The organism is Candidatus Tisiphia endosymbiont of Stenodema calcarata (genome assembly GCF_964030695.1).
In the GTDB taxonomy this organism is placed as follows: Bacteria; Pseudomonadota; Alphaproteobacteria; order Rickettsiales; family Rickettsiaceae; genus Tisiphia.
Genome location: NZ_OZ034911.1, coordinates 825684 through 842895, shown reverse-complemented (window position 1 = coordinate 842895; position 17212 = coordinate 825684). Strand labels below are relative to the sequence as shown.

Sequence of the window (17212 nt, the reverse complement as noted above, 5' to 3'; positions counted from 1 at the left end):
CTTAGTAACTACACTAAGTACAAAATTGTTTTTTTTAAGGATTTTTTTTATCACGTTAATTGATTACAAGCATTCTTTATACGCGAGCATGCTTGCTCCAAGTTTTTTATCGAAGTTGCGTATGAAATTCTAAAATAACCTTCTAGACCAAATGCAATACCAGGAATAACCGCAACGTTACATTCTTCAAGCAGATATTCTCCAAAATCGTTACTATTTTTGATAATTTTACTACTGGGAGTTTTCAAACCAAATAATTCATTACATTTAGGAAACAGGTAAAATGCCCCTGCTGGTTTATCGCAACTAATACCCTTTGTATCACTTAGAATTGATAAGGTTAGATCACGTTTTTCTTGAAAGTTTTTTGCATTAGGTTTAATAAAATCTTGAGTGCCAGTTAAAGCTTCAATAGCTGCCATTTGGCTTATAGAGCAGGGGTTAGAAGTACTTTGTGACTGAATAATAGTCATTGCCTTAATTAATGATTTAGAACCAGCCCCATATCCTATACGCCATCCTGTCATAGAATAAGCTTTTGATACACCATTAACAGTAAATATTCGATCTTTTAAATCCGGTGCTACTTGGGCAAAAGTATAAAATTTAAAATCATCAAAAATAATATGCTCGTAAATATCATCTGACATAATATTTACATTGGGATATTTGCGTAGTAATTCAGCAATATCTGCTAGCTCTTGGTAAGAGTATGCAGCTCCTGTTGGATTACTTGGTGAGTTAATAATTAACCATTTAGTTTTTTGGGTAATTACTTGCTCTAGAGCTTCAGCTGTAAGCTTAAAATTGCTATCAATGCCACAGTTAACAAATACTGGAATCCCTTCAGCTAACATTACCATATCTGGATATGAGACCCAGTAAGGACTGGGAATAATTACTTCGTCCCCTTGGTTAAGGGAAGCCATAAATAAATTATAGATTACTTGTTTACCGCCGCTTGATACTATTATCTCATCTAACTCATAATCTAAATTATTTTCATACTTGAATTTAGTCTGTACTGCTTGTTTCAGCTCCAAAATGCCATCAACATTAGTATATTTTGTGAAACCATCTCGCAGTGCTTTAATTGCAGCCTCTTTGATATTATTGGGTGTGTCAAAGTCAGGTTCACCAGCCCCAAGAGAGATTATATCTCTACCCAGCTTTTTTAGTTCAAATGTTTTTTTAACTAAAGCTAAAGTTGGAGATGGTTTTATTATATCTAAGCGTTTAGCAATAAGTGACATGATTCTGTAGAACCTTATAATTATTTTCGTATTACGCGAATTTACGCGAATTCGGGATAACAGGTTATCCCAAATTCGGCTGTATATATAGAAACAATCAGGTTTGAAGCGGCTGCCCACCTGATTGTTAAAATATCATTTGCGTTCAATAGATGATTTTAATAATTAAAATCATCTATTGAACGGTAAAAAAGTTAAAATGTACTCGCAGAACCGCTTCAAGAGTACATTTTTCTTTATATCACAGCTAATTTGGGATAAGAATTTGTTAATTCTTATCCCAAATGGGGGGTATTATACTATATTGTTAAAAAAAAACAATTCTTGAAAGCAGAATTTAGTACAATATGATTTATTTTATATAATTTATTACTATTAAGTATTAGTGTCATTTGATATATATGTTATCATATACTCAGATAGAAAATCAAGAATTGCGTTGTCGTCTTCAGGGATCGTAGGTACTCACGTACTAAATGTACGCCTAGCACCTCGAGCCTTTGACTCCTGCTACTATCATGATTTTGATTCTATCGTCTATCAATTCTTCATTTACGAGTAGTATATGATGAATATATGTTTAAAAAATCAAATTTATAGCAATTTATGTTCGGCAGCAAAATTATTCGTAACAGTTACGACTCAATAAAAGACAAAATAAAATTATACTATAATTATATTAAGAATTTCCCATCTTGGTATAGGGAGAAAATCTTTACATCTATCAATTATTTTGTCGATGTAAAATATAGGGTAACACACTTAAAAGAAACTAATTTTAATCTTGGTATAGAACATTTGTATAAAAATAACTTAAATGACGCTATACTAAGGCTTAAATTGGTTGATAAAATTCTTTCTCCTAACGACCATCAAGCTAATTATTGGCTTGGTTGGACATATTTCTTAAAAAATAATTATGAAAAAGCTTTGTATCATCTACAAAGAGCTTTTGAAGCTGATCAAATAAAGTTAGCATCTTTTCTACAAAATTATAATAATTTGTCAGAGATTCCACCGCAAATTTGGCATCAATATAAAAATCTTACCGCTGAATATTATGGCAATAAATTTCGCAGTAATAATAAACTGTACCTACCTTACAGTTTTGTAAGCACAACTATGAATAACATAACAGACTTACCTGATCATTACCATATTTTGGAGTTAGGTAGTAATATAGGCTTAGTGGGTTATGAAGTAAAAAAGCGTTTTCCTGATGGCTTTACTTTTACCGGTATTGAAAATTCAGAAATTATGAATAAGCTTGTCATTATATATGGTAATATTTATGATCAGTTATTAGAAATTTCAATATCGGATTTTATTAAACACGACTCTAATAAATATGATGTAGTACTGAGTTTTAACTCTCTTTCTTTTACTAAAAACCTATTAGATTACTTTAATTCTATTTATTCTATAGTCAATACATTAGGGTATTTTGCATTTTGTTTACCAATAGATAACGTCACAAACCTTTCATTAAAGAGAAAAGGATTTGTTTTTACTATAGCAGATATTAAGAAAGCTTTAGGTCAAACTAAGTTTACCATATTAAATAGTGAAGAATTATCTCTAGAAAAAAATGATAAATACTATATGGTGATTTGTAAGAAAAACCATTAATGAAGCCATGAAGCAATTTATATTACTGTTGTTAGTTAATTTTTCTAGTATAACTGCAATAGCGAGTACTCAAAATACTCAAGATGATGAAGATTTTAGGTATGTTTATAATGAAGGTAAGGGATGTACTCAAGTTTATGACCCTTATGAGAAACTAAATCGTAAAATTTTTGCCTTTAATTCTGTTTTAGACTATCTGTTCTTACGCCCTATTACTATAGGCTATAAACGAATTAGTAATAATTATACTAGGGCTAGAGTGAGCAGTTTTCTAGATAACATTAGTGTGCCTTTGACTGCCGTCAATTATGGTCTACAGATGAATTATGACCAAACTATGAAAAGTCTATGGAGATTTTTAATCAATGCCACGTTTGGTATAGGTGGGTTATTTGATGTAGCAGATAAAATTGGATTGAGAGTTACCAAACAAACTTTGGGTAGCACTCTCGCCCACTATGGAGTTGGTCCAGGACCATATTTAGTCATACCATTTCTTGGTGGTACTAATGCAAGAGATAGTACAGATGCTATATTTACAAATAGTTACTTAAATCCTATAATGTACGCGGTACATAGAGATTTTGAAATCATAGTTTCTGGTGTACAAGTTATAAATACTAGGTTAGGATTATTACCGTTTACTGACTATATAGGATGTAGTTCTACTGATCCTTACATAGCTGTAAGATCAGCTACACATCAAAATCGTGAATCGGTAATTGTCTATCCTAAGCAATTTAAATGCCCTAAACCTAATTAAAAAATGCAAAATTATGAAAAAAATTATTGTTTGCTTAATTTTAAGTTGCCTGTCCTTGTCAGCCTATTCTGCTACTGATAACAAAATGGTAGTTGATAATTATGTTAATCAACTAATAAGAGCTGGGCTAGATGTATGTAATGATGAGAGTTTAGATCAAGATGCCAAAATAGCTAAAACTAAAAAGCTAATTTTAGCTAACTTAGATCTGAATTGGATGGCTAAATTCACCCTTGGTGTTTACAGAAAAACTCTAACTCCTGAACAAATTAAACAATTCACAGAAGTTTACAGTAATTATGTAAGCAAGGCCTATGCTGATTTAGTAAAGAATTACCATGGTCAAGAACCTAAAGTTCAACAAGTGCGTGTTCTTGATGAAGGAGAGTTTATGGTAGAAATGTTAATAGGAACTGCTAAAGTAAATTACTTAGTACGTCAAGTAAAGGGTACAAGCTATAAAACTAATTTAAAAGTCTCAGATGTTATTACAGAAGGTGTTAGTCTTATCAATTCTCAACAGTCAGAGTTCATGAATATTCTCAGTAATAGTGGTTTTGATAAGTTAATAGATGAATTGGGAAAGAGGTCGTGATTTTTTAAAAGGCGTATACTTAATATGTCATTGCGAGCGAAAATATGTGAGCGTGGCAATCCATAGTACCCCACATTTTTCTATAATCGTCATAGCAAAGCTCTTTAGATGCCGTGGCGATCTAGGTAAACAGCGAAGCTGTTTTTTTAGAGTAACGCTTCGCGTATCTTGGATTGCTACGACGCCGCTTGCAGAAACTCCTCGCAATGACGATTTGAGCTTTCGACAGTTGTGGGAGCTTTATTTTATCGCAGCAATGCTACTACTCGTTAATAGACGACAACTTGAATAAAAATAATAAAAATATTTTTTATAAAACACTTAGTGCAAATTATAATTATTGTATACTACAGAAACTTAAACCAATTATTATAATTAGCATGAAAATTCTTGCAGGTCTTAGTCATAAAAAATTAGCTAGATATTTAGCTGAGGAACTAAATTGTGAATATGTGGAAACTTATATTACAGCTTTCGATGATGCTGAAACAAGGGTGGAAATCCTTGAAGATATGCATAAGTGTGATGTTGTTATAGTACAATCTACTTCTAGACCAGCCAATAACCACTTGATGGAACTTTTATTATTAGTTGATACGGTAAAAAGAGCAGGAGCTTCACAAGTAACTGCGGTTATACCGTATTTTGGTTATAGCCGCCAAGATCGTAGATATTGTAGTTTTACTCCAGTATCGAGCCGTCTTGTAGCGAGTATGCTGGAAGTTGCTGGTGTTAATCATGTAATAACTGTCGATTTGCATTCACAGCAATTAGAGGGTTTTTTTAAAATTCCACTACAAAATCTTGATCCAATAAGTTTATTTGCTCCGATTATTGAAACTTATAATAATTCTATTATTGTATCTCCAGATGTTGGTGGTTTTGCACGTGTACGTGATGTGAATAGGCTTTTTAACATGAATATAGCTGTTATTAATAAAAGTAGAGATGTCAAGAAGTCTAATGATAAATGCCAAATATCAGAAATAATAGGTAACGTTTCCGGCAAGCATTGTATATTAATTGATGATATTGTTGATAGTGGCGAAACCCTTTGTAAGGGAGCTAAGCTATTAATGGAAGTAGGAGCTTTATCTGTCAATGCTTTTATAACTCACCCAGTGCTTTCTAGAATGTCTAAAAAAAATATTCAGAATTCTGATATAATGAACGTATATATAACTGATACAATAGAAACTACTGATTTACCATCTAAGTTCCATGTAATATCAGTTGCTCCAATTATTATAGCAGCATTACAAAAATCTGTAAAATTATGAGAATTTAAAACTTTATGCATACTGATAAATGTACACTTGAAATAGACTTAGCAAAAATTCGTGCTAATTATCGTATTATTTCTAAAATTTGTAAAACTTCAGAGATTGCTTCTGTGGTAAAGGCTAACAGCTATGGACTTGGTGCTGATGCTATCGCACCAGCCTTACAGATGGAGAATTGTCAAAGTTTTTTTGTAACCTCAGTTGATGAAGGAATATCATTGCGTAAAGTATTGGGGCAAAAATCTAATATTTTTGTGTTTAATGGTGTATTTAGCAATGATGTTGAGGAATTTAGAAATAGTAATTTAATTCCCGTACTTAATAGTTTAAAACAAGTTGAAATTTGGCAAGAGTTTGCCTCTCTTAAAAAAGAAGTATTACCTTGTACAATCCATGTTGATACTGGTATGAATCGCTTAGGAATGCTCGACACAGAAATGCAACATATAATAGACAAACCTGATCTATTAGTTGGTCTTGAATTGCAGTATATTATAAGTCATTTATCTGCATCTGAAGTAGTTGATGATCCTTATAATTTACAACAATTAAAAAAGTTTAAGCATTATTTAAAATATTTCCCAAAAGTCAAAGCTAGTCTAGCTAACTCTAGTAGTATATTTCTAGGGAAAGAATATCATTTTGACTTAATACGCCCTGGTGCTGCATTGTATGGTATTAATCCTTTGGGTAATACATTTAAAAATCCAATGCATAATCCAATAAGACTGACTGCTCCAATAATACAATTGCAAGAATTACCACCGGAAAGTTACATTGGTTACAATATGACCTTTAAAACAAATAGTAATAGGCTAATTGCTACCTTACCTCTTGGTTATGCTGATGGCTATCCCCGGGCTTTTAGCAATTGTGGGGTAGTAGTTATTGATTCGTATTCAGCTCCTGTAGTTGGCAGGGTGTCAATGGATTCAATTACTGTTGATGTTACTGAACTACCACCAAACAAAATTTTTCTAGGACAACAAGCTGAAATTATAGGGAATTATTGTACTTTAGATAAAATAGCGAATATAATAAATACCATTGGTTATGAAATTCTCACTCTACTAGGTAGCAGATATAAGAGAGTATACAAAAATGATTCTTGATACCGTTAATTTATTAGGTAAACATACTATTGGTTTTGCAAGGACTATAGGGGCTTTTTCTCTATTTACTATTGCGGGAGTCACTAGTATTTTTAAAAGACCTTTATACTACAACTTAGTATTAAAGCAGTTATTGTCTATAGGTTTTTATTCCCTACCAGTTGTAGCTATGACTACCTTTTTTTCCGGTGCTGTGCTGGCATTACAAAGTTATACAGGTTTTTCTCGTTTCTCAGCTGAAAGTTCAATAGCTACGGTGGTAGTCCTTTCAATAACTAGAGAGCTTGGACCAGTTCTTGCTGGTCTTATGGTTGCTGGTAGAGTTGGTGCATCAATTGCTGCTGAAATAGCTACTATGAGAGTGACTGAACAAATAGATGCTCTTTATACTTTGTCAACTGATCCCATAAAATATTTAGTTTTTCCAAGAGTACTAGCCGCAGTTATTACGTTACCATGTTTAGTATTAATAGGTGATATATTAGGAGTAATGGGTGGTTATTTGGTAAGTGTTTATAAGCTTGATTTTAATAGCTTTAATTATATAACGAATAGCTTTAAGTTTTTAGAACCAATAGATGTCATTTCTGGTTTGGTAAAAGCAGCAGTGTTTGGTTTTATTATCTCAATAGTAAGTTGTTATAGTGGTTATTATTCAGGTACAGGAGCAAAAGGAGTTGGGACGAGTACAACTTCCGCGGTAGTAAATTCTTCAGTTCTTATTCTAATCAGTAATTACTTGATAACAGAGTTGTTTTTTAAAGTATAAGACTCGAGAATAGATTATGGATGAATCAAAAATAAAAATACGCTCATTATATAAATCTTTTGGCGATCATAAGGTACTTGATGGTATAGACTTAGATATAAAGCGAAATAGTTCAATAGTAATTCTTGGGGGATCAGGAACTGGTAAATCAGTGTTAATAAAGACTATAGTTGGTTTAATGCAGGCTGATGAAGGTAGTATAGTTATTGATGAAGTGGAGACTGTAAATATTCCAAGTAAAGATAGATTTAAAATGATGAAAACCATGGGATTTCTATTTCAGGGAGGGGCTCTTTTTGATTCTTTAACTGTTCAAGATAATATTACATTCTTTACTGAAAAATTGTATAAATTATCTCCAAAAAATAAAGAGGAGTTAGCTGCATCTAAACTCAATTCTGTAGGTTTGTCTACAAAAATACTGGGTCTTTATCCATCTGAGCTTTCTGGAGGTATGCAAAAGCGAGTATCTCTAGCTAGGGCTATTTGTGGCGATCCGTTGATTCTTTTCCTTGATGAACCAACTACCGGTCTTGACCCTATAATGGCTAATGTTATCAATGAATTAATAATTAAAGTTCAAGAAGAGCTAAAGGCTACTACCATCACCATAACTCATGATATGAATAGTGCTTATATGATAGCTAAAGAGGTTGCTATGATTTATAAAGGGAAGATTTTATGGTTTGGTAAAAAAGATGAGATAAAAAATAGTGATAATCCTTACTTGCAACAATTTGTTAATGGTTTAACTACTGGACCAATTGAGATTTAGTATGGTGTATTCAATAATAGAAAGTCAACTAAATCTACAAAATTAAATAATGTACTAGTTACGACTTAATCTGACAATAAGTAATAATCAGGCAGCTTGATAAGTAATAGCCAAATTGTCTGATATTCTCTCTATATTACTAATATTTTTATCTTTAGCAATATAAAGTGAATCTCTAAAAGTTTGCATTGGTGTTTTACCAAAACAATGTTTACCTGAATGAGACCTTTCGTTATTATAATTTGTAAGCCAAGTATCTATATCAGCTTGTAACTCATCTAATGTATTATAGAGCTTTTTACGGAATAGATAGGTTATACTAAATCTAAAATGAGAATGTAATATATTGCCTGAATTAAAATTTGACGAAAAGCAGTTGCTTTTACTCAGCAGAATTAAAGAGTTTGCTAAACAAATTGAAGATAAGTCGTTTTTTAGATTCTTTAATAGCAGTTTATTAGCAAAAAAAGCTATATATTTATATGGTAATGTAGGTAATGGCAAAACTGTATTAATGCAACATTTTTTCCAAATATTGCAAATTAAGAAATTAATGGTACATTACCAAAACTTTATGCAATCGGTACATAAAGATATTTATCAGTTGCAAGATAAATCACAATCTAAAAATAATATTATCAAAAGAATTGCTGCAAATTATGCAAAGCAGGCGGAAGTAATATGCATAGATGAGTTTGAAATTAAAGACATAACTGATGCTATGATAATAGGACCACTGCTCCTTGAACTCATAAGACATAAGGTGTTTATCTTCATTACTAGTAATATCGAGCCAAAAGATTTGTATAAAGATGGTTTACAAAGGAATTCCTTTTTGCCAATAATTAAAGAGATTTATCAAAAGTTTGAAGTTATGCATTTAGATAGTGATCATGATTATCGATTAGATAAAATTATACACACGACTAATAGACGTATAATATACCCCATTAATGAAGATAATAAGCTTGAGATACAGAATATTATTAGCAAGTTAAATAGTAATAACCGATTAGTTTCTAAGGATATCCTAGTTTTTGGACGTAAAATATCTTTTAAAATGGCTAGTGAAAAAGTATTAGTAACAGATTTTGAAGAGCTATTTGTAAGAGAATTAGGTTATGTTGATTATGTAAATATTTGCCAAAAATTTTCTATCATAATAGTAGAAAATATTCGTATAATAGATTCTGATAACACAGACTTAGCTGTTAGGTTTATTAATTTTGTTGATAATGCTTATTTTTATAAGGTTGTATTATTCATGACATTGCAAGATGAACCTATAAAAATATATCAGAATGGTTTTCGCAAAGGTGAATTTAACAGAACTATTTCAAGGTTATATGAGATGAATAGTGATAGCTATGTCAATTAAAAAGGGTAAATTTATTACGTTTGAGGGTGGGGAAGGGTGCGGTAAATCCACCCAAAGTAATATGTTATACCAGTATTTACTATCACAAAATATTCCCGTAGATTTAACGCGTGAAGTAGGGGGAACTATTTCTGCAGAGAAGATGCGTGACATTTTAGTTAATCAAGATTTACTACCTATGTCAGAATTGCTGCAAATCATGGCGGCACGTTATGAACATATTCATAAAAAGATTATTCCTAAACTAAATTCTGGGATATCAGTTATTTGTGATAGGTTTGTAGACTCTACAGCTTGTTATCAGGGGCAAGATATAGGGATTGATTTAGTTTATGATCTTCATAAGTCTTTAATATCTGATGTGATGCCTGATATTACATTTTTTATTGATATAGATCCAAATATTGCCTTACCAAGGGCATTAGTGCGAGGGAATAATAACAAATTTGAAAGCAAAAATATTGAATTTCATCAAAAAGTCTATGACGGATTTCAATATATATCAGCCAAATTTCCAAATAGAATAGTAAAAATAAATGCTTCAACTCTTAGTGTGCAAGAAATTCATGATATAATAGTTGCGATGCTCGTTACAAAGGTTTGGTGAATAAGATGGAAAATAAAATAGAGAAAATATGTGTTATTGGTTCTGGAGTAATGGGGCTAGCAATAGCTTCCTTGGTAGCCAATTCCTCTAACCGAGTTGTTTTACTAGATGTAGTAAGCAACAACCCTAATGATAGGAATGCCATACTTACCAAGGCTCTAGAAAATATAGAGAAACAACAACCAGCTCCTTTATCACATCCAAGTAAATTAGCGTTTATCACCATTGGTAATTTAGAAGATGATCTAAAGCTGATTACAGAATGTGATTTAATCATTGAAGTTATTATTGAAAAAATTGCAATAAAACATCAGCTGTATGAGAAGATTCTACCCTACCTAAAAGAAGATGCTATTCTAGCTTCTAATACTTCAACCTTACCTTTAAGGAAATTAAAGGAGCAAATGCCTGATTCTATAAAATCTACCATCAGGTCTAGATTTGTCATTAGTCATTTTTTTAATCCTCCAAGATATATGGAATTGCTTGAACTTATTGTAGATTCAGAGGTTAGCTCAGGGGTTATAGAGAGGATATCAGATTTTCTAATACGAGATTTAGGGAAAACTATTATTAAATGTCACGATACTCCAGGTTTTATAGCAAATCGAGTTGGTTGTTATCTACTTGAGCTGGTTGTTCGTAGTAGCATAGATGAAAATTTAAGTCCAGTAATTATCGATAAAATTTTTACTGATTTATTTAAATTACCAAGTACAGGAATCTTTGGCTTATATGATTTGATAGGTCACGACGTAATAAGATTAATTTCTACATCACTAGTTAATTCCCTACCGAATAATGATGATTATCACCAAGTTTACTCAGCATCTTCTATCCTTGATAAGATGATAGAGAATAACTTGATTGGTCGTAAAGCTTTAGGAGGTTTTTACCGTATATCAAAGATAAATGGCATAAAAACTAAAGAAGTCATAGATTTTACAACTTTAACTTATGCAGCATTTGAAGATACCAAGATTGAATATAGTTCTATTGATCAGTTGTTAAATAGCAACTCTAGCTATGGTAAATTTTTTCATGAGATACTAGTGAAGTTTTACTTATATATAACATCTTTAATTCCATCGGTTACTGATAATATTTACGATATAGATACAGCTATGAGGCTTGGTTATAGTTGGAAGATTGGTCCTTTTGAGTTGTTAATTAATCACATAGGAGGAGGATTTGAGTGGCTTAAAAAACAAGCAATGCTAATGAATTTAACATTACCGGAATATATCGCTAATAGTTCCTATGAAACTATTGAACTGAGTCAGTTTCATTTGCCTAAAGTCAGATTAGAAGAAAGTAAGATTTTATTGAAGAATGATTCGGCTCAACTAGTTCTGTATAAAAATAGGTTAGTTTTTACTATTAATACTAAAATGAATTGCCTCAATGAAAATGTTTTTAAACTTTTGTTAGAATCTGTTGATATTGCAGAAAATGAGAAGCAAACACTATATATTATGCCATTAACCAACAATTTTTCAGCTGGTGCTGACTTAAAATTCATTGCTTCCTGTATAAAAAATCAAGATTTTGCTAAATTAGAAGATTTCTTAAAACTTGGTCAAAAAACCATGATAAGGTTAAAATACTCGCATATTAATATTGTTAGCTGTGCTTTAGGTGCTGCGTTAGGTGGGGGCTGTGAAATATTGTTACATTCTGATTTTATTGTAGCTAATCAGGAGTTAAATGCTGGCCTTGTTGAGGTATCGGTTGGCTTAGTTCCAAGTTGGGGAGGCATTAAGGAAATGTTTTATCGTGCAAGTAGCGATAAAAGTAAGCTAGTAAAAAATTTAAGAAATATCCTATTACCAAATAAATCAAGTTCTGCTGATTATTTTATAGCTGATTATGATATTACTAACGTGCAAGTAAATATGAATAAACATTTAATACTGCAAGAGGCTTTTGCCTTGGATTTGCCAGAAAAAATAAAGAAAGTAAGCAAGCAAGTTATTTTATCTAAAGTTACTTTAGCTGAAGAATTTGCAGAAACCAATTTTTCAAAGCAGAAGAGTATAGCTGAGTATGATAATCTTCAAGGATGGCTATTGTCAAAGTTTCAAGATATCATTTCCATGCAACAAATTGATGAGCAAAAATTATTGCAATTTGAACGAGAGATATTTTTAGAACTTGCTAAAAACCCTAAAACTCGATAATCAAGTTTTTTAGAATTATTAAAAAATACGTCTATTAGCGAGGAGTCGCGAAAGCGACGACGTGGCAATCTTTTGAAGTATTACTTTACGAGATTGCCACGTCGACCCGTTGCCGGGCATCCTCGCAATGACGGTTAAGGAAAAACTTGATTATCGAGTAAAAAGATTTTTGGTTTTTAGAACAAAGTTTACTATACAATACTATATCTTCCAATGAATTCCAAAAATTATCTCTGCTAGAAGGGTACTATGGTGGCGAACTAACAAAATTCTCAATAAACTTAATATTCTCACAAATTTTTTTATTAAAAGCACTTTACACATCATAATATCTATTGTATCATATAAAAATATACAGCTCTAAAATTAAAGAGAATTCCTATGTACCCATAAAATTAGACCAAGAAAATGTTATATCCAAGAATAGTAGGATAAAATAACAATAATAAAAAAGATAAAAATTTTATTACAGCAAAGAGAAAGTATAAAGACATTAGAGGTAAAAGTGGCATTACTAAGTAATAAACAATCAAAAAAGTATACTTGAATATGCTCTTCTGCTTTGAAGAGTTGGTTCTTGCAAATACTATCGGGTAATTCGCGTACTCACGTACTGCTTGCGTTTGCTCATCCCTTGTTTGTGTCTCCATTCTCCAAAGCATTTGAGTATACCAATCGAGCATTCGAATGTATAGCTTATCTCGTGGAAGGCAATAAAAGGAGGAATGAAATGATTCAACTATTAGCAATTTCTTCAAGTATTTTAATCATTATTGAAATGCTATTGATAGTAATTTGTATTAAGTGGTTATATAGTATTAGGCTGGCATGTACCAATATTTGGCTTATGAGTCAGGATTTCTCGAATAGTTTCATTACAGCCAAAGAAGAAGTAATTTTGTTACATAAAGAATTAAAAGAGATAACCACTCTAACTACCAAGAAAGAACAGCATATTTTGCACATGACCATTCATTTAGATGAAGTAGAAATGGGCGTAAAAATGTTACTTGATGAGTTTAGGAGAATTAGCACACTCAAAGAGAATAATGCATTACAGAAGATACTGGAAGAAACAGTAAAAACAGTCTTGCACAAATAAGATGAAGGCAATTATATTAAGATGCAGATTACAGCAAATTATCTATATCAAACTGAATCAGAGACTTTGAAGAGATATCAACAAAGGCTAGAAGATTTAGTACTAATACTTAACAATGAAAAAGAGAGATTGCATCATAGCATTGATGGTATAGATAAAGATAGTATAGAAAAACACATTAAATTTTTACAAGATGAAATAGATGAGTTTGATGCAAAATTGGGTGAAGTAATAGGTGGATTAGTAGAACTAGAAGATAAGGTAAAGATATTAGAGACTGTACCTTTATTGATAACTACCCCAATTCAGGATAAGAATTAATAATTCTTATATCGAACTGGCTTTAATATACTCGATGAAAATCAAGAATTGCGTTGTCGTTTTCAGGGATCGTAGCACAACTGTTGAAAGTTAAAAAATCGTCTATTAGCGAGGAGACCGTAGGTCGACGAAGCAATTGTAAGTTAAAAGTATGATATAATAGATATCTATATGACAAGCTTCATGGATTGCCACGCTCACATACGTTCGCTCGCTAATAGACGGTTTAGGGCTTGCAAAGCTCATCGCAATGACGGGTTTTTAACTTTCAACAGTTGTGGTGATGTTCCTGCCTTCGCAAGGATGACATCGGTGGTGGTTAAACTTACATCTATAACAACTAATGGTTGTAATTTTTAAATTGCCCTGTAGCATTTAATGTCCAATAAACCTTATCAGTTAGTGATACCAACATTTACAGAACGACTAAATATATTTTTTAAAAACAATGTTAATTTTCCTCTTTTATTCTTACGCTCAATATCTTCTATACTATTAAGCCAAGTTATTTGAATGACTCGCCTCTCCCCTTCAAACGGCATATGACCATGCCACGAATTCTCAGAGCGAACAAATACTACAAAAGAACCAAATTCCGGAGGAATAATAGCTGCTGCACTTTCAAAAGTTTTTTTATCCTTTAATACCCGAAAACTCCCTCCATCCTTACCTTGTAACCAATTGTCATTTAAATATAATAAAGCCGTAACAATTTTAGATTTACTGTCATTATGGATTCTGCCATCAGATTTTGTTGACCACCTCCTTATAGTTATCATAAAAGGCTTATCTTTAAGCTCAATCTTTAGTTTTTTAGTCAAGATATCAGCAAGTTTAGGAGCTTGCAATTCTTGGATTAAATTTTTAAAAACTCCCTCATACTTTATACTTTCAAGAGGAAAAAAACCAGCACTTTTTATTTGGGGATAATCGATAGAAATGATATCTTTTTTATCTATATTAATTACATTTTTAGCAACCATATAAGTATAAGGAGAATTAGATACTAGAGCTGATTCCAATTCATCGAAATTTAGTAATGCAAAAGACATAAAATTATTAATTTGTTTTTAAATTAGGACTCTACCTTTTCTATAGCGATGGTTGAATCTGGCAGCTTAGTGATTTTTTCAATCTTTAAGCGAGCGGCTTGTAGTTTCTTTTCACAGTGATCTTTTAGTAAGACTCCTCTTTCAAAACTATTAATTGATGAATCTAAACTTTCCTCTCCCGTATCAATTTTTTTTACAATTTCTTTTAGTTCAGCTAAGGCATCTTCAAAGCTCATATTTTCAATAGATTTTAAGTCTAGCATAATAATTTCTCCTTCAAATTTACTTATGCTGTGAAGTATGTCCTCAGCCTTGCCTAACTGTGCAGCATAAGTACCCTTAAGTATTTTTATCGTATTTCCAAAATGAATGGCTGCTTCGTCTGCTATTAAATTTTAATCCATATGTTAAAGGCTGGATACCCAAAATTGCTTTGTTTGTTGTCCCCATTCTCCAAATCATTTGAGTATATATATTAGTTCCTAATATACTTTCTATCTAGCTCGTTATATAATCTATAAATTGCCATTTCTCGATCTTTAATTTTTTTACTAGCAATTTTTAGTAATCTTTCTGATGACTTTTCAGTTAACTGAATTGATGAATGTAGTTGTTCAGCAAGCTTCTTCAGTGATTCCTGAATTTCCATAAAAGATTTTTTTAATTGAGCTTTAATAGATATAGAAGAATTCTCAAGCTCATTAAGCTTTACATACACATGTTCTACCAGTTGATTAATTTTATCTTGCAGTAAATTTAATTGTTGTTTGCGTCCCTCTATTAGGTATTTACTAGTCTCATTTATCTTGGCTTGTATTCTGATTTTGGAAGTAACTTCTAAATTCCAAGCTAGTCCAAGTTTGCTCATTACGTATATTATCCATTTATGGACATCAAAATGATACCACTTAGCACCATTGCGATAATCTGATGGGAAGGCATGGTGGAAATTATGCCAGTTTTCACCTAATAAGAACAAAGCCATCCACCAAATATCTCCTGCAGTACCTTTATAATATTGTTTACTACCAACGAAATGGCATAGAGAATTGACACAAAAAGTTGCCTGTTGTTGCAATGCTCTCCCCATACCAATAAACAGGAAACCAGCATATGCAGAATTGATAGTACCACCTATTAAGTAACCTATTAATGCTGGAAATACAATATTCATAAACGCAGCAATTTGCCAATAATATTTTAATTGCCATCTTAGCAATTTATTTTTACCAAGTTTAACCATAGTAATCCGGTCAATTGACTTATAACTTCCATCAATGATCATCCATCCAATATGTGACCATAAAAATCCCAAGATTTTATTGTCAAACTTTGATGGGCTATGCGGATCTTGATCTTTATCAGTATAACTATGGTGCTTATAATGATTTGAGGCCCAAGACAAGGCTGGTCCTTGTAAAGTAGCAGCTGACATTATAACAAGAATAAACTCCACCGCTGTATTTGTTTTAAAGGCATGATGTGACCAAAGCCTATGCAAACCAACACCAACAGTAATATTAGAACCATAATAACCGGCTATCAGCAAACCTATTTCGAATATACCTATCTTGTGGCTAATGTGATATTTTATAACCAAAAATGCAAGTAAAATTGGGTATATGATAAGCACAAAAAAAGCAAGCCACGAAATTCTTTTTAGCATATATCTAATCTTTAAATAAATTAAATGTTCTTAACTCCATAGCTACAATATAACATATTGCAACATATTGCAATATTACATTTTACGTTTCCATAATTTGTTAAACATCCGTTGTCCGAAATAGAAACTAATAATACCGGCAAAAATAGCCTGATCGTCTATATTCCATAAAACATCAAGATATTCTACGAGGATCGCCGTACTCTGTATGGTTCTATATTGTACATATTTGATGTAGGCATACATAATAAAAAAACTATAGGCAAGGACAGGGCGAACTAACCCATTCAACGCGTCAACCCAATTAACGCCTGATTTATATGTTGAATATAAAGTATTATTTTCAGCAATGTCTTTTGAAGCATCAAGCTCTGTTAGTAGCTTTGTATGTCCTAGTTTATTGATTTCAATTTGTCGATCTAAAAGATTAAGTGCATGTTTTTTATCATTTTGATCCTTTAGAATTTTTAAAATCTCCGGAATAATTGAGCTAATAAAGCCCGTTATTGAAGCAAGTAGTGTAATCATAAAATGCTCATTAAGTTTTAGTATAATATAATTATAGTAAAGTTTTTCTCTGCACTAATACTCGTCATCCACTTTTTTTTAATATTTTTTTATTAATTCTTTGAATCACATATATACGTCAAATAAGTCACAATAGATAAAAATTTATAATTTGTTTATCAACTGTTTAAAACCTTCTTGACTCTATAATTATAGTACA

Annotated in this window: 17 protein-coding genes and 1 pseudogene; 12 read left to right on the top strand and 6 right to left on the bottom strand. The window is 31.6% G+C overall.

Features of this window, described 5'->3' with window-relative positions; all coding sequences use genetic code 11:
- Nucleotides 1-50 precede the first annotated feature (50 nt).
- Nucleotides 51-1253 (bottom strand): pyridoxal phosphate-dependent aminotransferase, encoded by a 1203-nt coding sequence (locus ACQH1W_RS03835; protein WP_375333114.1) that lies wholly within the window; start codon nt 1251-1253, stop codon nt 51-53.
- 606 nt (nt 1254-1859) lie between these two features.
- Here ACQH1W_RS03835 and ACQH1W_RS03830 point away from each other — a divergent pair.
- The 7 genes from ACQH1W_RS03830 to ACQH1W_RS03800 all read left to right on the top strand — a co-directional run bounded on the left by ACQH1W_RS03830 (nt 1860) and on the right by ACQH1W_RS03800 (nt 8179).
- Nucleotides 1860-2882 (top strand): SAM-dependent methyltransferase, encoded by a 1023-nt coding sequence (locus tag ACQH1W_RS03830; protein ID WP_375333113.1) that lies wholly within the window; start codon nt 1860-1862, stop codon nt 2880-2882.
- A 7-nt stretch (nt 2883-2889) separates the two neighbouring features.
- Nucleotides 2890-3645, top strand: a complete 756-nt coding sequence (locus ACQH1W_RS03825) for an MlaA family lipoprotein (protein WP_425360934.1) — start codon at nt 2890-2892, stop codon at nt 3643-3645.
- A 13-nt stretch (nt 3646-3658) separates the two neighbouring features.
- Entirely contained in the window at nt 3659-4240 is a 582-nt protein-coding gene (locus tag ACQH1W_RS03820; RefSeq protein ID WP_425360933.1) for an MlaC/ttg2D family ABC transporter substrate-binding protein, read from the top strand.
- A gap of 284 nt (nt 4241-4524) precedes the next feature.
- Nucleotides 4525-5520, top strand: a complete 996-nt coding sequence (locus tag ACQH1W_RS03815; RefSeq protein ID WP_425360932.1) for a ribose-phosphate diphosphokinase — start codon at nt 4525-4527, stop codon at nt 5518-5520.
- A gap of 14 nt (nt 5521-5534) precedes the next feature.
- Nucleotides 5535-6635 (top strand): alanine racemase, encoded by a 1101-nt coding sequence (locus ACQH1W_RS03810; RefSeq protein ID WP_375333111.1) that lies wholly within the window; start codon nt 5535-5537, stop codon nt 6633-6635.
- The gene (locus tag ACQH1W_RS03805) at nt 6625-7404 is read left to right on the top strand and encodes an MlaE family ABC transporter permease (RefSeq protein WP_341753861.1); all 780 of its coding nucleotides are present in this window, start codon (nt 6625-6627) and stop codon (nt 7402-7404) included. Before ACQH1W_RS03810 ends, ACQH1W_RS03805 begins: the two co-directional genes overlap by 11 nt.
- Before the next feature lie 16 nt (nt 7405-7420).
- Entirely contained in the window at nt 7421-8179 is a 759-nt protein-coding gene (locus ACQH1W_RS03800; RefSeq protein WP_341763265.1) for an ABC transporter ATP-binding protein, read from the top strand.
- A gap of 87 nt (nt 8180-8266) precedes the next feature.
- On the opposite strand, the pseudogene ACQH1W_RS03795 reads toward ACQH1W_RS03800, so the two are convergent.
- Nucleotides 8267-8482: pseudogene (locus ACQH1W_RS03795) on the bottom strand (IS481 family transposase); the annotation flags it as partial.
- A gap of 43 nt (nt 8483-8525) precedes the next feature.
- On the opposite strand from ACQH1W_RS03795, the gene zapE reads away from it, so the two are divergent.
- The 5 genes from zapE to ACQH1W_RS03770 all read left to right on the top strand — a co-directional run bounded on the left by zapE (nt 8526) and on the right by ACQH1W_RS03770 (nt 13767).
- Entirely contained in the window at nt 8526-9557 is a 1032-nt protein-coding gene (zapE, locus tag ACQH1W_RS03790; RefSeq protein ID WP_375332982.1) for a cell division protein ZapE, read from the top strand.
- Nucleotides 9547-10164 (top strand): dTMP kinase, encoded by a 618-nt coding sequence (gene tmk, locus ACQH1W_RS03785; RefSeq protein WP_341762347.1) that lies wholly within the window; start codon nt 9547-9549, stop codon nt 10162-10164. Before zapE ends, tmk begins: the two co-directional genes overlap by 11 nt.
- 5 nt (nt 10165-10169) lie before the next feature.
- Nucleotides 10170-12344 (top strand): 3-hydroxyacyl-CoA dehydrogenase/enoyl-CoA hydratase family protein, encoded by a 2175-nt coding sequence (locus ACQH1W_RS03780; RefSeq protein WP_375332983.1) that lies wholly within the window; start codon nt 10170-10172, stop codon nt 12342-12344.
- 730 nt (nt 12345-13074) lie between these two features.
- Nucleotides 13075-13446 carry a hypothetical protein gene (locus tag ACQH1W_RS03775; protein ID WP_342278657.1) on the top strand — a complete coding sequence of 124 codons (372 nt, stop codon included), beginning with the start codon at nt 13075-13077 and terminating at the stop codon, nt 13444-13446.
- A gap of 21 nt (nt 13447-13467) precedes the next feature.
- Nucleotides 13468-13767 carry a hypothetical protein gene (locus tag ACQH1W_RS03770; protein ID WP_341762345.1) on the top strand — a complete coding sequence of 100 codons (300 nt, stop codon included), beginning with the start codon at nt 13468-13470 and terminating at the stop codon, nt 13765-13767.
- Between the two features lie 395 nt (nt 13768-14162).
- Here the strand turns inward: ACQH1W_RS03770 and ACQH1W_RS03765 are convergent, their stop codons facing one another.
- The 4 genes from ACQH1W_RS03765 to ACQH1W_RS03750 form a co-directional block, all read right to left on the bottom strand.
- Nucleotides 14163-14819, bottom strand: coding sequence for a 2OG-Fe(II) oxygenase (locus ACQH1W_RS03765; RefSeq protein WP_341762344.1), 657 nt, complete (start codon nt 14817-14819; stop codon nt 14163-14165).
- Nucleotides 14820-14842: 23 nt separating this feature from the next.
- Nucleotides 14843-15082 (bottom strand): exodeoxyribonuclease VII small subunit, encoded by a 240-nt coding sequence (locus ACQH1W_RS03760; RefSeq protein WP_375332984.1) that lies wholly within the window; start codon nt 15080-15082, stop codon nt 14843-14845.
- Between the two features lie 212 nt (nt 15083-15294).
- Nucleotides 15295-16485: a fatty acid desaturase gene (locus tag ACQH1W_RS03755; RefSeq protein WP_341762342.1), complete on the bottom strand. Its 1191-nt coding sequence runs from the start codon at nt 16483-16485 to the stop codon at nt 15295-15297.
- Nucleotides 16486-16560: 75 nt separating this feature from the next.
- Nucleotides 16561-17013, bottom strand: a complete 453-nt coding sequence (locus tag ACQH1W_RS03750; RefSeq protein ID WP_375332985.1) for a hypothetical protein — start codon at nt 17011-17013, stop codon at nt 16561-16563.
- Nucleotides 17014-17212 lie beyond the last annotated feature (199 nt).